General features: G+C 62.2%; 20 protein-coding genes and 1 pseudogene. 17 read left to right on the top strand and 4 right to left on the bottom strand.

Annotated elements, in window-relative coordinates; genetic code table 11:
* The first annotated feature begins 4 nt into the window (after positions 1-4).
* The 8 genes from brnQ (at position 5) to QP922_RS02485 (ending at position 9,044) form a co-directional block, all read left to right on the top strand.
* Entirely contained in the window at positions 5-1,345 is a 1,341-nt protein-coding gene (gene brnQ / locus QP922_RS02520; protein WP_284807739.1) for a branched-chain amino acid transport system II carrier protein, read from the top strand.
* A gap of 3 nt (positions 1,346-1,348) precedes the next feature.
* Positions 1,349-2,329 carry an LLM class flavin-dependent oxidoreductase gene (locus QP922_RS02515; RefSeq protein WP_284807737.1) on the top strand — a complete coding sequence of 327 codons (981 nt, stop codon included), beginning with the start codon at positions 1,349-1,351 and terminating at the stop codon, positions 2,327-2,329.
* An 80-nt stretch (positions 2,330-2,409) separates the two neighbouring features.
* Complete coding sequence (locus QP922_RS02510) at positions 2,410-3,171, top strand: GntR family transcriptional regulator (protein ID WP_502869581.1); 762 nt, start codon at positions 2,410-2,412, stop codon at positions 3,169-3,171.
* Positions 3,168-4,586: an ABC transporter substrate-binding protein gene (locus QP922_RS02505; protein ID WP_284807735.1), complete on the top strand. Its 1,419-nt coding sequence runs from the start codon at positions 3,168-3,170 to the stop codon at positions 4,584-4,586. The genes QP922_RS02510 and QP922_RS02505 overlap by 4 nt, the downstream gene beginning before the upstream one ends.
* Complete coding sequence (locus tag QP922_RS02500; RefSeq protein WP_284807733.1) at positions 4,583-5,488, top strand: ABC transporter permease; 906 nt, start codon at positions 4,583-4,585, stop codon at positions 5,486-5,488. Before QP922_RS02505 ends, QP922_RS02500 begins: the two co-directional genes overlap by 4 nt.
* Positions 5,485-6,243: an ABC transporter permease gene (locus QP922_RS02495; protein WP_284807731.1), complete on the top strand. Its 759-nt coding sequence runs from the start codon at positions 5,485-5,487 to the stop codon at positions 6,241-6,243. The genes QP922_RS02500 and QP922_RS02495 overlap by 4 nt, the downstream gene beginning before the upstream one ends.
* Positions 6,227-7,444 carry an ATP-binding cassette domain-containing protein gene (locus tag QP922_RS02490; RefSeq protein ID WP_284807729.1) on the top strand — a complete coding sequence of 406 codons (1,218 nt, stop codon included), beginning with the start codon at positions 6,227-6,229 and terminating at the stop codon, positions 7,442-7,444. Before QP922_RS02495 ends, QP922_RS02490 begins: the two co-directional genes overlap by 17 nt.
* Entirely contained in the window at positions 7,416-9,044 is a 1,629-nt protein-coding gene (locus QP922_RS02485; protein ID WP_284807727.1) for an FUSC family protein, read from the top strand. The genes QP922_RS02490 and QP922_RS02485 overlap by 29 nt, the downstream gene beginning before the upstream one ends.
* On the opposite strand, the gene thpR is transcribed toward QP922_RS02485, so the two are convergent.
* Positions 9,019-9,510, bottom strand: a complete 492-nt coding sequence (gene thpR, locus QP922_RS02480; protein WP_284807725.1) for an RNA 2',3'-cyclic phosphodiesterase — start codon at positions 9,508-9,510, stop codon at positions 9,019-9,021. The genes QP922_RS02485 and thpR overlap by 26 nt on opposite strands.
* A gap of 243 nt (positions 9,511-9,753) precedes the next feature.
* On the opposite strand from thpR, the pseudogene QP922_RS02475 reads away from it, so the two are divergent.
* From QP922_RS02475 to QP922_RS02465, 3 genes and pseudogenes are all read left to right on the top strand, one after another.
* A pseudogene (locus tag QP922_RS02475) lies at positions 9,754-9,954 on the top strand (BCCT family transporter); the annotation flags it as partial.
* Positions 9,955-9,975: 21 nt separating this feature from the next.
* Positions 9,976-10,155 (top strand): hypothetical protein, encoded by a 180-nt coding sequence (locus QP922_RS02470; RefSeq protein ID WP_284807723.1) that lies wholly within the window; start codon positions 9,976-9,978, stop codon positions 10,153-10,155.
* Entirely contained in the window at positions 10,156-10,536 is a 381-nt protein-coding gene (locus QP922_RS02465; RefSeq protein ID WP_284807721.1) for a hypothetical protein, read from the top strand. It begins immediately after the preceding gene.
* On the opposite strand, the gene QP922_RS02460 is transcribed toward QP922_RS02465, so the two are convergent.
* Together QP922_RS02460 and QP922_RS02455 are read right to left on the bottom strand one after the other, a co-directional pair.
* A complete protein-coding gene (locus QP922_RS02460) occupies positions 10,533-11,177 on the bottom strand; it encodes a response regulator (RefSeq protein ID WP_284807719.1) in 645 nt (214 codons plus the stop codon). The two genes, QP922_RS02465 and QP922_RS02460, sit on opposite strands and share 4 nt — an antisense overlap.
* Positions 11,174-12,358 (bottom strand): sensor histidine kinase, encoded by a 1,185-nt coding sequence (locus QP922_RS02455; RefSeq protein ID WP_284807717.1) that lies wholly within the window; start codon positions 12,356-12,358, stop codon positions 11,174-11,176. The genes QP922_RS02460 and QP922_RS02455 overlap by 4 nt, the downstream gene beginning before the upstream one ends.
* Before the next feature lie 87 nt (positions 12,359-12,445).
* Here QP922_RS02455 and QP922_RS02450 point away from each other — a divergent pair, with 87 nt between their 5' ends.
* Genes QP922_RS02450 through QP922_RS02440 form a run of 3 tightly spaced genes read left to right on the top strand, consistent with a single transcriptional unit; the run spans position 12,446 to position 14,420 of the window.
* Positions 12,446-13,234 carry a PrsW family glutamic-type intramembrane protease gene (locus tag QP922_RS02450; protein ID WP_284807715.1) on the top strand — a complete coding sequence of 263 codons (789 nt, stop codon included), beginning with the start codon at positions 12,446-12,448 and terminating at the stop codon, positions 13,232-13,234.
* Positions 13,231-13,653 (top strand): hypothetical protein, encoded by a 423-nt coding sequence (locus QP922_RS02445; protein ID WP_284807713.1) that lies wholly within the window; start codon positions 13,231-13,233, stop codon positions 13,651-13,653. Before QP922_RS02450 ends, QP922_RS02445 begins: the two co-directional genes overlap by 4 nt.
* Entirely contained in the window at positions 13,650-14,420 is a 771-nt protein-coding gene (locus QP922_RS02440; RefSeq protein ID WP_284807711.1) for a PrsW family glutamic-type intramembrane protease, read from the top strand. The genes QP922_RS02445 and QP922_RS02440 overlap by 4 nt, the downstream gene beginning before the upstream one ends.
* Here QP922_RS02440 and QP922_RS02435 read toward each other — a convergent pair.
* Positions 14,380-15,723 (bottom strand): M20 metallopeptidase family protein, encoded by a 1,344-nt coding sequence (locus QP922_RS02435; RefSeq protein WP_284807709.1) that lies wholly within the window; start codon positions 15,721-15,723, stop codon positions 14,380-14,382. The genes QP922_RS02440 and QP922_RS02435 overlap by 41 nt on opposite strands.
* A gap of 64 nt (positions 15,724-15,787) precedes the next feature.
* On the opposite strand from QP922_RS02435, the gene QP922_RS02430 reads away from it, so the two are divergent.
* Genes QP922_RS02430 through QP922_RS02420 form a run of 3 tightly spaced genes read left to right on the top strand, consistent with a single transcriptional unit; the run spans position 15,788 to position 18,262 of the window.
* Entirely contained in the window at positions 15,788-16,867 is a 1,080-nt protein-coding gene (locus QP922_RS02430) for an alpha/beta hydrolase (protein ID WP_284807707.1), read from the top strand.
* 10 nt (positions 16,868-16,877) lie between these two features.
* Positions 16,878-17,084, top strand: coding sequence for a hypothetical protein (locus QP922_RS02425; protein WP_284807705.1), 207 nt, complete (start codon positions 16,878-16,880; stop codon positions 17,082-17,084).
* A 50-nt stretch (positions 17,085-17,134) separates the two neighbouring features.
* Complete coding sequence (locus tag QP922_RS02420) at positions 17,135-18,262, top strand: HNH endonuclease signature motif containing protein (RefSeq protein WP_284807703.1); 1,128 nt, start codon at positions 17,135-17,137, stop codon at positions 18,260-18,262.
* The last annotated feature ends 310 nt before the right edge of the window (positions 18,263-18,572 follow it).

Genomic DNA, 18,572 nt, shown 5'->3' with positions numbered 1-18,572 from the left:
GAAAATGTCCATAAATGACGTTCAGGCCTCTCCTCGTGTGGGCTCTCCGCTCAAGACGATTGTCGTAGCTGCCCTCATGCTCTTCTCCATGTTCTTTGGAGCGGGCAACCTCATCTTCCCACCGGAAGTCGGTGTCTCCTCCGGCACCAACTTCTGGCCCGCCACCCTGGGCTTCTTGGCTGCTGGTGTGGCACTACCGGTCCTCGCGATCGTAGCTGTGGCCATTTCTGGCCAATCCGTGCGCGATATTGGCAACCACGGCGGCAAAATCTTCGGCGTGGCTTTCTCCGTCATTGCCTACCTGGCCATCGGCGCGTTCTACGCCTTGCCGCGCACCGGCGCGGTGTCCATGGAGACGGCCATTACCCCGCTGCTGGGCTGGGAAGGCACCGCCGCGAGTGGCGCCTTCAACGTGGTTTTCTTCCTCATCGCCTTGGCACTCGCGTGGCGTCCCAACAACATCATTGACACCCTAGGCAAGTTCCTCACCCCGGCGCTGGTCGCCCTGCTCGCAGTGCTCATCATCGTGGCCACAACCACGAACCCGCGCGTTCCCGGCACGCCTACGGAAGAGTATGCGTCGTCCCCGTTCGTCACCGGCCTGTTCGAGGGTTATAACACCATGGACGCCATCGCGGGCCTGGCCTTCTCCATCGTCATTGTGAACTCCCTGCGTTCTAAAGGTTTTTCCAAGAACACTGAGCTGCTGCGCGGCACGATCATCTCCGCACTCATCGCTGGTGGACTTCTGGCCTCCATCTACTTGGGCTTGGCGTGGATTGGCCAGACCATGCCGAATGGTTCCGCCTATGACTCTGGCGCCACCTTGCTTGCCGACGCCTCCAATCTCACCCTCGGCACCGTCGGTCAGGCAGTCTTCTCCGCCATTGTCATCCTGGCTTGCATGACCACTGCGGTGGGCCTCATCTCCGCCACCTCGGAGTTCTTTGCCCTACTGGTACCGAAGACGGTCTACCACTTCTGGGCCTGCCTGTTTACCGCAATGTCCATCGCCTTTGCCTTCCAAGGCCTGGAAACCGTGCTATCCATCGCGGTGCCCTTCATCGTCTTCTTGTACCCGCCAGCCATCTCCCTTATCGCACTGACGCTGCTGCAGCCGGTGGTCAAGCGCTGGGTCACCTTCTACTGGGCCTTCCGCTTGGCCTTGTGGGTCTCCGTCCTGTGGTCAGCCGCGACCTCTCTGGGCGCGCCGTTGGACTTCTCGCCTGGCCAGGGCGTGGGCTTGGGCTGGGTTGTTCCGGCCCTCCTCGCTTTCGCCGTTGGGGTTATCATCGATGTTGTATCTACAGGATCGTCTACAGGATCGAAAGAAAGAAGCGAGTAACTCATGACGCAGCGCGCCGCCTTGTCCATCCTCGATTTCTGCACCATCTACGAGGGCGAAGCCCCCTCCCAATCTATGGCTCGGTCGGTCGAATTGGCGCAGCGCGCGGAGGCCCTGGGGTTTAAGCGCATGTGGTACACCGAGCACCACAACATGCCCTCCATTACCTCCTCGTCCCCAGCGGTACTCATCGCTCACATTGGGGCTAAGACCGAACGCATCCGCCTAGGCTCCGGCGGCGTCATGCTGCCCAACCACGCCCCCTACGTCATTGCCGAGCAGTTCGGCACCTTGGCCGAGCTCTACCCCGACCGCATTGACTTAGGCCTGGGCCGCGCCCCGGGCACCGACATGCAGACCCTCGGCCGAGCACTGCGCCGCGATGGCCATGCCGCCGAACGCTTTCCGGAGGACATCAAGGAGCTGCAAGGCTATCTCTCCGGTAAGTCCCTCATCCCGGGCGTGCAAGCCATCCCGGGCGCTGGCACCAACGTGCCTATCTACATCCTGGGTTCCTCCATGTTTGGTGCGTCGCTGGCAGCCAAGTACGGCTTGCCGTACGCCTTTGCCTCACACTTCGCTCCGCAGCACCTCGAGTCCGCCACTTCCTACTACCGCGAGAACTACCAGCCTTCCGAAGCTTTCCCCGAACCCTACGTGATCGCCGGCGTCAACGTCACCGCCGGTGAGGACGCCGAGGAGGAATTCGAACGCGTCTGTTTCCGCCGCGTAAAGGCCTTCGTGGGCCGAGGCAAGCAGCTGAGCGACGCCCAAGTGGAACAGATCATCTCCACCGCACAAGGCCAGCAGATTCTCGACATGCTCAAGTACTCCGCCGTGGGTACCGGCGAGCACGTGCGCGAGTATCTCACCCAGTTCCAAGAGCTTTCTCATGCGGATGAGCTGATGATTTCGCTGCAGTCGACAAATCATGAGAAGGTGTTGGGTAACATGGAGACCCTGGCACACGCGTGGGAATTGTAGGGTTTTCTCCATTTGGCAAGACTTTTCACCTACGCGTGAATTAATATTCTTCTGCAATAGCAGTGTCAACTTAGAGGAGCATGTCCGTGTCACTTCGCGGTTCCCAGCAGCACAGCAAGATTGCTGACTATCTGCGCGGGCTCATTCGCAGCAAGAAGCTCTCCCCGGGTGACTTTCTACCCAGCGAGGCCGAGCTGTGTGAGCAGTTCTCCTCCTCTCGCGGACCTGTCCGCCAGGCCGTGGCGGCCCTGCGCTCCGAGGGCCTTATCTCCTCCGGCCGCGGCCGCCGCTCAGTGGTGTTGGGCCGTTTTACTTCCGAGTCCTTCGACTCCATCTTTTCTGTCACGCATTGGCTGCGCGAGCGCGGCTTCGAACCCGGCGCGAAAACCCTCTGGCTCGCTCGCTGCCCCGCTACAGAACAGGTGGCTAACTTCCTGCGGGTTGCCGCAGGCGACCCGGTAATCTTCGTGCACCGAGTACGCAGTGCCAATGGCTTCCCAATCTCCATCGAGCGTATGTACTTCCCGCTCGACGTAGGCAGCCACATCCTCAACTTTGATGCGGATAACGGCTCTATCCACGATCACCTCGGCGCCCAAGGCGTGGAGTTCGACAATGTGAACCGCGAACTTTCCCTAGCCTCTGCCAGCGATGAAGACGCCCGTTCCCTCAACATCGAGCCGGGAACCCCGCTGTGGCGTCTGCACCTGGACATCTCTGATCACTCCGGCCACCCGGTGGAGTGCACCGAGATACTCTACTTGGGAGATCGCCTCACGCTCGGCATGACGAGCGTGCGCGGCACCACCTCCCCGCTTGAGGTCAAGCTCTCCGAAGGATGAGAACCCGACTGAGTGTGGTGGGGTTGATGGGGGTGGCGTCGATAAGCGCCTGCTCCGCCGGCTCCACCGCGATCGTGGATTCAGACTCCACGGCGCTGACCCTTGCCACCACCACGCCCGCTACCTCCCTGGACTTCACCACAGTGGGCGGCGCTGCCATCCCGGCCGCGCTCATGAGCAACGTCTACGAGACCCTCGTGCGCATCTCTCCCGACGGCGACATCAAGCCGGGCCTGGCTGAGTCCTGGGAGGCCGAGCCCACGCGCTACACCTTCCACCTACGTGAGGCCGCGTTCTCCAACGGGGAGGCATTCACCGCGCACACCGCCGCGTGGTCCATCAACGCGGTGAAGACGGAGTGGACCAACGGCCTCAAAAAGCAGATGGACGTGGTGGAATCGGCCGAAGCTGTTGACGACCACACGCTCGTCGTTACCCTGTCCCACCCCTCGGCCGGCTGGCTGTGGTCCATGGGCACCGCGATTGGCGCCATGCGTACCCCTACCGACGCCGTGGGCACTGGTCCTTTCGCCGTGGCGGGATTTTCTCCCGGCGAATACATCGCGCTGGAAGCACGCGACGACTACTGGGGAACCCCGGCTCAGGAGGACATCACCATCCGCTACTTCCCCGATTCCCTCACCGCAGTCAATGCGCTGCGCTCCGGCGGGGTAGATGCGGTGTGGGGCGTGCAGAACCCCGAGCTGCTCGATACCCTCGAAGACTCCATCCACACCGCCGTCGGTACCACCAATGGTGAGGTGCTGTTGTCTATGAATAACCAGGCAGCGCCTTTCGACGACCCCCTCGTGCGCCGCGCCGTGGCCTACGGCATAGACCGCCAGGCCGCCAACGACATCCTGTGGGAAGGCCGCGCCCGCGATACTGGCGGTGCTCCGGTTCCGCCAAGTGACCCCTGGTTTAGCGGCAAGAACTACTACCCCTATGATCCCGCGCGCGCCCGTGCGCTTATGGAAGAAGCCGGCGCGGTAGGCACCCCGCTGACGTTGACGGTACCCAGCCTGCCCTATGCGCAAACGCTGTCGGAGTTTTTGTACTCACAGCTCACTGAGGTTGGCTTCGACGTCACGCTTGAGACCGCGGAGTTTCCCGCGGTGTGGCTCAGCCAAGTCATGGGTGCCAAGGACTATCAAATGTCCCTCGTCGCGCACGTCGAGCCGCGCGATATCCCCACCATCTTTGGCAACCCCGAGTACTACATTGGCTATGATTCCGAGCGCGCCCGTACCTTGTTACAGCAGGACGATATGAGCGGTGCTGTAGACCAGATTATGGCCGATATGCCCGCCCTGACCTTGATGAATATGCCCAATATTGTGCTCTACCGCGAAGGCCTAAGCGGCCTTCAGCCCAATCAGATTACTGACGCTATCGAATTACGAGGCGTGCGATGAGGTTTCTGCGTTTTATCGGCACCCTCTTTGCAGCATCGGTCATCATCTTCTTGCTCATGCGAGCCGTGCCCGGCAACCCGGCGCGCGTGGCGCTTGGCGTCAACGCCACCGACGAGGCCGTCGAGAAGCTCACGCACTCCATGGGACTGGACCGCCCGCTCCTCGTGCAATACCTGGAGTGGATGAAGGGGCTGGTAACAGGCAACTTTGGCATCTCGTTGTCCTCCCAGCAGGACATCACCCCGCTCGTGCTCGACCGCGCTCAAGTCACGCTCTTGCTCATCGGCTTGGCCATCGCACTGGCGCTGGCGGGCGCTATCCCTATGGGCATTCTGCTGGCCCGTTTTCGACTCCCCGTGCTCAATGCGGCCACGCAGCTGGGCATCGCGGTGCCGAGTTTCTTGGTCGGTATCTTGCTTGTCGCGGTGTTCTCCGTGCATTTAGGGTGGCTGCCGGCAAACGGCTGGCAACTGCCGCGCGAGGGCCTAAGTCACCTTGTCCTGCCCGTCATTTCCCTCGCCTTGGTTCAAGGCGCGATGCTGACGCGCTACGTGCGCGCCACGCTCATGGAGGAAATGGGCAAGGACTATATCCGCACCGCCCGCTCGCTCGGCGAGTCCCGCACCGAGGCACTCATCCGACACGGCCTGCGCAATGCTGCCCTGCCCGTTCTCACGGTCACCGGCGTGCAGCTGAGCACGCTCGTGGTCGGCGCGGTGGTCATTGAGAATGTCTTTGTTATCCCGGGTTTGGGCTCCATGCTTCTCGACGCCGTCTCCACCCGCGATCTCATCACCGTCCAGACCCTCGTCATGGTTTTTGTCACCTTTACGCTGACCGTCAACCTGCTCACGGACCTGGCCTACCGCGTCATCGACCCACGTCTGAAGGAGGCCCGATGAAACCCGGTTACCTCCTCGTTGGGCTTACCGTTGTGCTTGCACTGGTGTCTGTGGTGTGGACGCCTTATGACCCAAACCTCATCTCGCCCGACCGCCTGGCCTCGCCCAGCTTCGAGCACCTCATGGGAACCGACCGCTTCGGCCGCGATACCTTCTCCCGCATTCTCACCGGCGCGCAGGTAACACTTCTCGTCGGCGTGTTGGCGGTGGTCATCGCAGCACTCATCGGCGTGCCCCTCGGCATCATCGCCGGGATGCGCGGCAGCACCGTCATCATGGCCGCCACCGACCTGTTGCTTGCCTTCCCAGCGTTGTTGCTGGCCATCGTCGCCGGCGCGGTATGGGGCTCATCGACGCTTACGGCCACCATCGCCATCGGTATTGCGGGAATCCCCTCCTTCATCCGTGTCACGCGCTCCGGTACGCTCCAAATCATGACGCAGGACTACATCGCTGCCGCGCGCATTTCCAAGGTCCCGCCCGTGCTCATCGCCTGGCGCCACGTCCTGCCCAACCTGGGCGGCATCATCGCCATTCAGGCCTCCGTCTACTTTGCGTTGGCCGTCCTCGCCGAGGCTGGCCTGTCCTACCTCGGTCTGGGCACGGCCCCTCCGACGGCCTCGTGGGGCCGCATGCTTCACGACGCCCAACCTCTCCTCTCTACCCATCCCCTCCAAGCTGTGTGGCCTGGGCTCGCCATCGCCGGCACCGTGCTGGGATTTAGCCTCTTAGGACGCCATGCTGACCGTCACTGACTTAAACATCGGCCCCGTCGGCCCCATCAACTTTGAGATTGCTCCCGGCGAGCGCGTAGGCCTAGTTGGCGATTCCGGCAGCGGTAAATCGCTCACTGCCCTGGCCATCATGGGGCTTCTCCCCAACAACCTTCAAGCCACCGGCTCCATCCGCTTTGAAGGCCGCGAGCTGCTGGGTATGCGCGACCGTGAACTGCGCAGACTTCCCTTGGCCATGGTCTTTCAAGAGCCCATGACCGCCCTCGATCCGCTCATGAAGGTCGCCGAATACGGCCGCTTCCCGCACCAGCTCTCCGGCGGACAGCGCCAGCGCGCACTTATCCACATGGCCATGGCCCGCAAACCCAAGCTGCTCATCTGCGATGAGCCCACCACCGCCCTCGACCCCCTCACGCAAGCAGAAATCCTCGACGAAATTTCCGCCGCCACCCAGGACGATACCGCGCTGCTCTTTATCAGCCACGACCACGCAGCCGTCGAGCGCATGTGTGACCGCGTCATCCGCATCGGAGACATCACCACACCTAATCTCAGCCTGCCGCCTACCCCTACTGTGGGCGAACCAGTCATCACCCTGAAGAATGTCACCAAGACTTACCGCGGGGTTACCGCCCTCGATGACGTATCGCTGGAGGTACGCGAAGGCGAGCGCCTCGGCATCGTCGGCGGCTCCGGCTCGGGCAAATCCACGCTGCTCAAGCTCCTCACTGGTCTCACCGAGCCCACCAGCGGCACCGTCACCGTCACCAAGCCCCTCCACATGGTCTTCCAAGACCCCAAAAGCTCGCTCAACCCACGCATGCCCGTGTGGAAAACCGTCGCCGAAGGCGGCGGCACCCGGGAGGAAGCCGAACGCGTGCTTCACGACGTCGGCATCGACCACGCCGAGCGCTACCCCCACGACTTCTCCGGCGGTCAACGCCAACGCATCTCGATTGCCCGGGCCGTCGTGGGAAAACCCGAGATCCTCCTCGCGGACGAAGCCGTCTCCGCCCTCGATGCCACCTCCCGCGCGCAGGTTCTTGAACTGCTCCAGCGCGTGACGAAGGACATGACGTTGGTGTTTGTGTCGCACGATATGGACGTCGTCAAGCACTTGTGTCCCACCGTGGCCGTGCTGCAGGACGGCCGGATAGTGGATCGCGGCGAAACGGGTAAGGTGTTGTCCCGTTATGGAACATCCCCTGCCGCAACGCCCTAGCGCCCTTCAGCTCTTTACCGCGTACAACTCTTCCGCGCGCCGCTGGCCCGGTGCCCTGCGCGCAGCCTTGGCCATCATCATCCCGGGCGCGGTCGCCATCCTCATCGGCCACCCCGATGCCGTGCTGCTGGTCTCCGCCGGCGCGTTCTCCGTCATCTATGGCGAGGGGCACCCCTACCGCACGCGGCGCCGCATCATCCTCACCGCCGGCGCGCTGCTCACGCTCGCGGCCACGGTCGGCTCCCTCATCAATGGCTTGGTCTTAACGGCGATATTCACGGTGACGCTGGCGACGGTTGGCGCGTTCATGCAGAATGCGCTGCGCCTACCGCCGCCCGGCACGTTCTTCATGGTGATGGTGGCGGGCGGTTCGACCATGTTGCGCGGGATTTCGCCATGGGAGGTCGCCGGGTGGAGCCTGGCGGGTGTGGCCGCCGGCTATGTGCTGGGCATGTTGCCGCGATTCTGGGATCCGCACGGGCCGGAAACGCGCGCGGTGGCGGCGTTGGAAAAGGCCGCGGATGCCTTCGAAGGGGCCTCGGATATCCTGGCTAAGCACCACCAGGCGCAGTCGGCTTTGTCCACCGCGTGGCAAGCGCTTTCCGACGCCGGCATCATCCGCGGCGGCCGCATCCGCCGCCCCGACCAGGCCTCACTGGTGCATCGCACTTTGGCCGCGCAGCAGCGCATCGTGGCCCACCACCAGCAGGTAGGAGGCAACTCGGACGACCTGTCGGATGCGCCTACCTATGTTGACCCCAACCGCACCACGATTCCGCACACGAAACCCACGATGCGCTACCGCATTTATCGTGCGGCCGTGGGCAATTCCCATGCGGTGGTCACGGCGGAAAAGATTGCGCTGGGTGGTCTAGCCACGGCATTCATTGGCTTAGCGCTGGGGCTCAGCCGCCCGGACTGGGGCGCGGTATCGGTGCTATTGCTTCTGCAGTGGGGACCTGATCGGGTGCCGGGCACGATTCGCGGCGTGCAGCGCATGCTGGGCTCGGTTTTAGGCGTGTGTGTCTTCGCGCTCATCGCCTCCTTTAGTCCGCATGGCTGGGCGCTACTGCTGGCATTGGCCGCCTGCCAGTTCTGCGCGGAGATTCTCGTGGTGAAGAACTACGCGCTGTGTGTTATTTTCTCTACTCCTTTGGCACTGCTGATGGGCAACCCACAAGGGCATCTCGCACACACAATTGGCCAGCGTATGGCGGAGATTGGATTGTCGGTAGTGGTGGCCATGGTCGTGCTGTGGTTGTGGAAGCCGCATGCGCAGGTGACCAATCATTACCGCCTGCAAACGCGCTGCCTTGAGGCCATGGCGGCGCTGCTTGGCGCGCTGCTCATTAAGACTCCTGAGGAAGCACTGGCACAGCGCCGCGACCTGCATTACGAGTTGCTGTCGGAGCGCCGCAGTATCCAATCCCTCGCCGCCAATGACTCCACCATCGATCCCTTCTGGCAGCGCCACACAGCCCTGCAGACGGCCGGCTATTATCTGTTGGATTTCTGCGTGGTCAACCCGCTTTCGCAGCCCAGCCGGGCAGAGCTCAACACGCTGATTGAGAAGGTTAGCGAAGCGGAAACTGGTCAATGACCTCGTAGCGCGGCCCGCCCCCGCGGCCTTCCCCGAGGAAGGACTGCACCAGGCTAATGTCGCTCACCTCAAATTCTGGGCCGCGGTACACGCTGAGTGCATGGACAGCATCTGGGATAAGCCACGGGTCGCGCGTGCGGCGCCCCTCGCGCGCCAAGGTGAGATGTGGGCGGGATGGCTCAAGCATGAGGTGTTTGATACGGCCTTGCACGCCAGCCCACAGCACGTGTTTGTCGAAGGACCCCGCCCCGCTTAGGTTCAGCGTCACCGGCGAGCCCTCGATGCCGCGGAGCATCTCTCGGACCTCGGCGGCGTCGTTGGGCTGCTCCCCGAAGAAATCCAAGGTGATGTGCCAATTGTCCGGATCAACCCAGCGCAACCCATTGTCCTTCAGTGGGCGCACTGCCCGCACCAGGTGTTCGCGCGCTTCCGGGGAGGGAAAGACAGCACTGAACAGTCGGATCATTTCACCGTGAGCAGAAGGTTCGGATCCAGCACATGTTCCTCGACGCGCTCAAAGACGGCAAAGGCCTCCTCCAGCTCACGGACATTCTCATCAAAATTAGGCAGCGACATGGCATTCCAATCGACGCAGAAATAGGTGCTCTCATCCTAACTCACACCGCTGTCATTTCGCTTATCTGCGACAAAGGTGGCCGTAAACTCTCAAAAAGCCACCGGCCCTGCGGTCGGTCTCTATCCTCATAACATGCATCCTGGCCTAGTCCCCGGCATTGGTGTGGAGGACCAGCGCAACACCTTTGGCGTGGATAAGATAACCTTCTTCACCAACGCCGGTTGGCTGCTGAATGTCACCATGATGATGGCCATTGTCACCATGGCGTATATCGGCTTCTCGCGGCTTGGCCGCATCAAGCTCGGCACCAACGACGAAGAGCCCGATTTCGGCTGATTCAGTTGGGTCGCCATAATGTTCGGCTCGCGCGATACCGACGGCCGCGATGCCGGATCTGATTTCGACTCCTCCGCCCACCGCTATACCGACTGGTACCAGCGCACGGACGAAGAAGGCGAGAATGTAGACTACGACTTTAAGACCGATACCTGGTCCGATGGCTACGACCCAAACTCTGAGCAGAAGGAGACCTAAGTGGGCATCCCCGACGATGTCGTCCTCGACGGCTACACGCTTATCGAACAGCACGAAGTGGACCACGAGTTCCTCATCAACGGCTCACCACTCGCCGTGGACACCCCTCTGCTTTTCGCACTCACCATTGTTGGTGTTCTCCTCGTGGCAGCCAGCTTCTTCCTGCGCAGACCCGTCCGCATCATCGCCGGGCTCCTGGGCGCGATCCTGACACTGACCAAGCTTTGGTGGATGCCCATCGCACTGGCCCAACAGTTCAACGACAGCCAGGTCTTCGGCTACACGCTGAAGTACTACCCCCAATACTGGCCGGTGGCCTCCATTATCGTGGTCGTCATCGCTGTAGTCGGCCTCGTCTCCTCGTTTATCCTCCGACGCTAGCGCGACTCCAACACCGCAATCGCGATGTGCACCCGGTTGGTGCCGCCGAGTTTGTCCAGGATGTGCTTGATATGGGTCTTCACCGTGGTCACGGAGACGTAGAGCTGCCCCGCAATTTCCTGGTTATCCAAGCCTTGGGCCACTAACTGCGCCACCTCGTTTTCGCGTTCGCTTAGCTCTTCCAGCGGGCGGGGCTCATGCACCTCCGCTGCCGGCGCGGGCTCGGGGCGCTTGAGCGCCAGCAGGTTCTTCAGAGCCTTGGGGCTTAGCAACTGCTGCCCCGCGGCCACGGCCCGCACCGCGGAGACCAGTCCTTCTGGCTCAATGGTTTTCAGCAAGAAGCCCATCGCGCCGGCGTGCAGCGCATCCACGATGAACTCATCCGTATCAAAAGCGGTGAGCATCACCACCGGGATATCCGGCGCGCTCGTACGCAGTTTCCCGGCCGCCTCGATACCGTCCATGACCGGCATGCGGATGTCCATGAGGACAACGTCCGGTTGCAGGTCCAGCACTCGGGCCACGCCGTCGCGCCCATTGCTGGCCTCGGCCACGACCTCAATGTCTGCTGCGCCTTCCAGGATGAAACGGATGCCGCGCCGCAGCGCCTGCTCGTCATCGACCAACACCACTGAAATCATTGTGCGCTTGCCTCCTCCGGGAGTTCGAGGACCCAGGTGAAGGTGGAGGCGTCGTCAAGCACGGTGAAAGTACCTCCAGCCAGCCGGGCGCGTTCCTCCAGCCCCAGCAAACCGTTGCCGCCGCCGGACTCCGGCTGGGCCGCCACTTTCTTGTTCTGCATAGTCACCCGCACCTTACCCTCCTCATTGTCCACGGTGAGCGTCACCTTCTGCCCCGGCGCGTACTTGCGCGCATTCGTCAGCCCCTCCTGCACAGCACGGCCCAGCGTGTGGGCGGCTAGTGTGCCCAAATTGTCGATGCGCTCGTGCGCATCCCCCTTGACGTACCGCACCTTCGTCCCCGCCGCGCGTGCGCGCTCGATGTGTTCCTCGATGCTCGCGCGCGGATCCACCCGGTCATCCACGCGCAGCGCCTTGATAACCCCGCGCAGGTCCTCCACGGCGGACTTCGCCTCGGATTGGATGGTGTCGGCCGCCTCGGCGACGCGCTCCGGGTCGGCGTCCTTGCGGTAGCTCAAGCCTCCCGCGTAGACGGAGATGAGGCTGAGCCGGTGCGAGAGGGAATCGTGGATATCGCGTGCAATGCGGTTGCGTTCCTCCAGGCGGGCGCGTTCCTCGCGCGAGCGCAGCTGGTCCTCGTTGAGCTCCGCCAAGCTCACCAACGTGACCTCGCGCTGGCGGCGCTGCGCGCGCACCGAGCCGGTAATCCAGGCGACGACGAGCACAATAATTCCAAAGAACCCGTAGCCGTAAACCGACAGGTAGCTCAAGTGCAAGTACGGCACCGCCATGACGGTCACATACGAGACCACCAGCACCACCGTTCCCGCCAGGGACCACCGCAGTCGGCCGCGCGAGATAAGCGAAATCAACACCACCAGCACTGACAGCGACAGTGGGCGAAACCCGCCGAGCGCTAAGACGAGCAGAGCCGCACTCAGCGCCACCGGGTGGCCGGGGTACTCCTCGTGGATGTTGCGCTCGCGCCGCGAGTGGTGCAGGGCAAAGGGCAGCAAAATCCACGTGACAACGGCACAGACAACCATGAAGGAGGTGATGTAAATTTCCCGGTCGGTCACCTCAAAGCTTTCGATCTGAAGGATCCACGTGGCCATATCCGCCAACACGCAGAGCAGAATGAGCAGCACCGTGATCCACAGCGGTCGCGTCTTTCTCGTCATGGTTGTCACGATAGCCCTCCCCCACGGTATGGAAATCCTCCCTGCGGAGGATACCGGCACCCCGGCGCGGTTCATAGCCTAAACCTCATGAGAAGAACACAGACTTTGTACGAACTGCTCACCGCCGCCGGGCTGGTGTACGTCGCTTATGATTTCTCCCACGGCGCTTTCGTCACCACCAGCGCGCTCGCCGCGGTGTTGTACGCGGCCGTGGCCATTGGTCTCACGCTGCTGATTCTGCGCAAGCACCCAGGCATTGCGCACGGTGTGGTGTGGGGCATCGCGGTCACCGGAGTCGCGGCTTCGCTCAACGAGTGCATGAACCACCTCCTCATCCGTACGGTCCCGGACTGGCTGGTCATCGCTGGAATCGCCCCACTTAACGAGGAAGTCCTTAAATTCCTCGGCGTCGTCTTCATCTGCACCTGCGTCATCCGGCCCCGCCACTGGGCGGACTACGTCTTCGTCGGCGTGGCCGTGGGCATGGGCTTTAGCGTGACCGAGAACGCCGTCTACTACGCCAACATGACACTGGAGAACCTCGACTCTGATCTCAAGGGAACGCTTCTGGGGCTCCTTGCCCGATTCATCGCGAACCCGCTCATGCATTCCTTCTTCACCTCAATCGCAGCTTACGGGCTCTCCCGCCGGCAACCGGTGCGCTGGTTGCTCATCGCCATGGCGGTGCACTTCACGGCTAATTTCGGCCCGTCTATCTCTACCGCGTTTGACGACGCCCTATGGCCCATCTTCCCCACCTTCCTCATCCTCATCGGCCTGTGGGTGGCCATGATTGTCAGCATTGTCAAACTCCGCAAAATCCTCCCTGCGGAGGATACCGGCGCAAACCCGCAGTTCGTAGGGTCAAAAGCATGAGAAACACACTGATTTATTCCTGCATCGGCGTCCTCGCCGCAGTACCGCTTGCCGACGCCCTCCTCCCCGACCCCACTCCCGACACCACCCCCGTGCGCGGTATCCCGGGGCTCGAATGCCCGGAGGATCCGTACGCTTCCTCGCAGACATGGAACTGCGGGAGCGCGACCATCATTTCTGAGGAAGGCAGCTCCTCCCGCGAGGTCGAGACCTACCTGCCGCGCCAGCACCGCTCCTTCAACGGGACCAGCGTGCTGACCGACGCCCCCATCACCACCCAGGCTGCCGAGCTCTACCGCGTCGAAGACGGCGACGGCATCACGCTGTCTCAGCGGCACAACAACACCATCTCCTTCCTCCACATCGAGGGCCCGAAGGCACGTGACTTCGCCGACCGCGTGCAGCCGGAGGACGCATGAAGTACCTGTACTACCTGCTGACCCTCGGCGCGCTGGCCGTCACCGCCTTCCACTACGCGGGCGAGCCCTTCCTGCCCGCAAGTGCTCTGGCCGCCGTGATCTTCGCCGCCGTCTTTGTCTGCCTCACGCTGTTCTTCCTGCGCCGCCGGGATGGAATTGCGCACGGCGTGGTGTGGGGCTTTGCCGTCTCCGGACTCGCGGTGGAGCTCAATACCAACATGACCCATCTCCTTGTCCGCGCAGGCCTAGAGTGGCTGGGCGCTGCCGGCTACGCGCCACTCAACGAGGAAGTGCTCAAGTTCCTCGGCGTGCTACTCATCTGCACCTGCGTCATCCGGCCCCGCAGCTGGCTCGACTATGTCTTCGTCGGCGTGGCTGTGGGCCTCGGCTTCACTGCGGGCGAAAATGCCACTGCCTTCGCGCGCATGACGGTGGATAACCTCGATTCGGATACCGCTGGCGTCCTCGGGGCAGCCGTCATTCGCCTGGTGTCCAACCCGCTCTCACATGCGCTGTTCACTGGGCTTAGCGCCTATGGTCTGGCCCGAAAGCAGCCGGTGCGCTGGCTCATTGCGGCCATCGCGGTGCACGTGACGAAGAACCTTTTCCCGTCGTTAAGCGCTGCATTCGACGACGCCATCTGGCCCCTCCCCGCCGGCCTTCTCGTCGTCTTAGCGCTGTGGGTGGCCACCATCTGGGGCATTATTGCGCTGCGGAAGAAGGCGGCTACTGCTCGGAGCCCGTTGCCTGAACGGGCGTACGCATAGCCTTCGTGGCCGGCGAGGGATGAGCGTCTTCGGCGGCGAGGCGCTCGAAGGCCACCGCCGCCAGGGCTGCGGCTTGGTCACCCAGCACTGAGTCGTCGAAAGTCACCAACGGCGAGTGGTTCCACTCGCGCATATGCTCCGGGGTTTCCGGATTGGCTGTACCAAACCACATGAACGTGCCCGGAACCTGGGCCAGCACCACGCCAAAGTCCTCCGAGGCCATCATCGGCGTCTCCATCGGCAGGACATTCTCAGCGCCAAACATGCCCGCCCACAACGACGCCGCAAACTGGTCTTCTCTCGGCGAGGTTTTCGTCGCGGCATAGAGCACCTCAAAGTCCACCTTGGCCGTGCAGCGATGCGAGGCTGCCACGGAGCTCGAGACTTCAATGATCATCTGGCGGACGGCTTCGATGTGTTCGTCGCGAAGCACGCGCACCGTCGCCCCCAGCTCGGCCTTATCAGGAATGATGTTGACCGCGCCGTCGCCCGCGCGCAGGTTCGTCACGGTGATGACGATGGGTTCGTTAGCGTCGAAGCGCCGCGTCAGGGCCACCTGCAGCGCCATCTGGATTTCCGCGAGCGCCGCCACCGGATCCACAGCGTCGTGCGGGCGCGAGCCGTGACCGCCTTTGCCGTAGACCGTGATCCACAGGTTGGAGGACGACGCCATCATCGGGCCGCCAATGTGGTGGAATGTGCCCCGATCCTGCGGCCCGACGTGGAGACCGTAGGCGGCAATGGGACGGCGTCCAGCAGCGTCAAGCACGCCTTCTTCAACCATGGGCTGCGCACCACCAGGGCCCTCCTCGCCTGGCTGGAACATGAAGGTGACATCCCCCAAGAGCTCCTCACGGTGGCGGCACAGCATCTTCACCGCTCCGATAAGACCAGCCGTGTGCAGGTCGTGGCCGCAGGCATGCATGTTGTTATTCCGCGACGCAAAAGGACTACCCGTCTGCTCGCGCAGCGGCAAAGCGTCCATGTCCGCGCGCAGCAGCACCGACACTGGGCGCTCGCCGCGCTTGCCTCCGCGCAGCACCGCCACGACCGAGCTCAAATCATGCCCACGGTGAATCTCCAAAGGCAAACCTTCGAGTGCTTCCAACACCTTCTTCTGCGTGCGCGGCAGGTGCAGGCCAATCTCCGGATTCTGGTGCATATCGCGCCTAAATTCCTGCAGCTCTGGGAGCAGCTCGCGGCCCTCCTCAAGGAATACCTCGGTGGCGAGCCGGTCCCCCAACTTCGCAGAAACCATGGGAAGCGGGGGTAGTTGCTGGCGGTGGCGCGGCGCCATCTTCATGGTGTCATCCTTTCGCAGAGTGGTTTCCCCGAGCCTACCTGCGACTGTATTAATGTACTAGGCCATGAAGGTCCTTTCCGCGCTGGTGGCCAGCTCCCTAATGTTCACGCCCGGCTCCTCCTACCAACTGTCGAGCCGCGACGAAGCCTCCTCACAGTGGGCCGTCGACACCATGTTTAACGTCATCGATGGCTTGGGCACCTCCTCCCATCTGCTCACCGACGCATGGTCTACGGAGCAGGAAGAGTACCCGTACCCGATTAGGGACATCGACGAGGTCTCCCTCATAGAGCGGCGTGCTACCGACGAACCCGGCCGTGAGAAGTGGATCGTGTCCTCGCCGTCGATGGGTCGTGACATTCCCGTCGACGTCGTCGTGGGCAACGGCGGGCCCGTTGTGTACTTTCTCGAAGGCGTAGATTCCCCGGAGACCTCGAACTGGATCACCAAAGGCCACGTACGGCGCGTGTTTGGGGATACGGATGCGAGCGTGGTGATTCCATCGCAAGGCGCAGGTTCCATGTGGACGGACTGGAGAGAAGATGACCCGAAGTTGGGCCGCCACAAGTGGGAAACGTTCCTCATCACAGAACTGGCTCCGCTGGTGGAGGCGGAGCTGAACCACAACGGCAAGCGCGGGCTCATTGGGTTGTCCATGGGAGCATCGGGCGCAGTGATGATGGCGAACAACAACCCGGGCTTCTTCAATGGCGTGGCGGGCATTTCCGGCTGCTATTCCACCACCAGCAAGGTGGGCCAGGGTACGGTGGACTTGACGGTGCGCACCAAGGGCGGCGACCCAACGAACATGTGGGGCCCGCGCGGTTCGGAGGATTGGCTGCGCAATGACGTCATGTCCCACCCGGAGGGGCTGCGTGGCACGGCGCTGTACCTCGCCGCGGCCTCGGGCGCGTGGACGGACGAGGAGCTGGCGGCTTATCCCGGAAAATCCGTCAATGACCGCATCGGGGGCACCCTTTTGGAGGCCGGCTCGCGTCGCTGTACGGAGGAGTTTTCCGCCGCGCTTTCCGACGCCTCAATCCCCCACACCACCGACTATCTCACCGACGGCACCCACGACTGGGTGATGTTTGGCAAGCAATTGCAGCCGGCGTGGGATGCGATTAAACCGGCTCTCTACTAACGTCGACGGCATGTCCCACTCCCGCAGCGCTTCCATCCCAGCAGCCATTCTTGTGGGAGGGCTTATCCTCCTCGCAGTGTTCTACGTCGGCTTAAGCCGCCATTACAACGCGCAGGAGCTCCACGCGCTTATCGACGGCGCCAATGCCAACGGCCAGGACTATAGCGTCGTCATCCACAACGAGCTGACTGGGAGCTATTCCTTTAACGCCGAGTAATTCTGCGTTCCGGTTGCGGGGCCTTTGGGCCTACTTTAAGCTTCGTGGCCATGGGGGTATTAGAAACCTACTTCCACTACCGCAACTCGGGGATCGCGCTAGTGGAACAAGCAACCAGCTCACCCGATGAGCTCCGCGCGCTCGGCGCCGACGCCAATGATGCTGTAGAACTCGCCCACCTTCACCGCATCTACTTCGGGCACACCCGCTTCACCGGCAAACAACGCAAAGCACGCGCCGCCGCAGTGGCACAACAACATAGCCTTAGCATTCTCACCCTGATTGAGTCCTACACCGCCAAAGTAAACAAAGACCTCGACGCCTGGAACCTACGCATAAAACTTGCCGGCACCCCCGCCCACAAAATCCGCCAGGTAGCCACCAAGCGTTTAAAGGAGCTTCGTGCCAAACGCACCGCTAAGCCCGGAGTACGCTTCACCTACCGGTCCAAGGGACCGAACTCCATCACCATCACCGACACCCCAACCGTCATCGCCGATATCCGAGGAACCCTCGAATCCGTTAATAAAACAAACCTGCTTGAGGCTGCCCGCACCGTCATTGTCACCGGTGGTATCGGCACCAAACCCGCCGTGCATGCTCAAGTCGTTGTCACCCTCAACGAGCTCGACCAAATTATTAACGGTGATGGGGAGGAAATCGAACTTAACCTCACCAACGGCGCACGCATGACCGGCGCAGACTTCTTAGCCTATAAGTTTGCCGAGATTGGCTACGCCACCATCATCCACCCCCTTGAAGGCCCGGTTAACTCCTATAGGCTTCAGCGGCATGCCAGCTGGAAACAACGCATCAGCCTGGCTGCCGAATTCCAAACCTGCTCTAGGCCCGGCTGCAACCAACCAGCTGATTACTGCGAAGTCCACCACCTCATCCCCTGGCAAGCAGGAGGTTTCACCAACCTCAAAAACCTCACCTTCCTGTGTGCGTATCACAACGGTATTAACGATGATGACCCGAAACGACCCACCGGACGCGGTTACATGTTCCGGTTGAATACCGGGGTGAGCTACATCCCGCCCTGGGGTATGCCAATTACCGCCATGCCCGAATACCAAGAAGCCACAGCCAGACTCGCCGCCGAACAGCAAGCAAAACCACCATCAGCACAAACCCCAACCGCACCACCAGAACAGCCGCCACCTGACAGCAGCTAACACCCCAGCCACCAAACACAGAAAGGACACCACCAACCACCAGTACACGCCGAAACCCGCCAACCAAAGCCAGGTGCGCGGGGATATCGGCGATCCCTAACCACGCTTCACTCGCCGCCGGATACAGCAGAGGCACTGACGGCAAGGCCTTAAGCCCTTAAAGAGCGAAACCCGCCAACCAGAAGGAGGTTGACGGGAAATTCGGCGCTCGTGGGATAAGTGCCGGGCAGCGAGCGAAGATAACCACCTCGTCGCGCACGCCCGCGCCAATCTGGCTTGCGCAGTGTGAAGCGCACAGTGCTAATGAAAT

The sequence above is a fragment of the Corynebacterium sp. MSK218 genome, from assembly GCF_030232655.1.
Lineage (GTDB): Bacteria > Actinomycetota > Actinomycetes > Mycobacteriales > Mycobacteriaceae > Corynebacterium.
The sequence above is the reverse complement of the archived record's forward strand: the minus strand, read 5'-3'. Positions and strand labels throughout refer to the sequence as shown.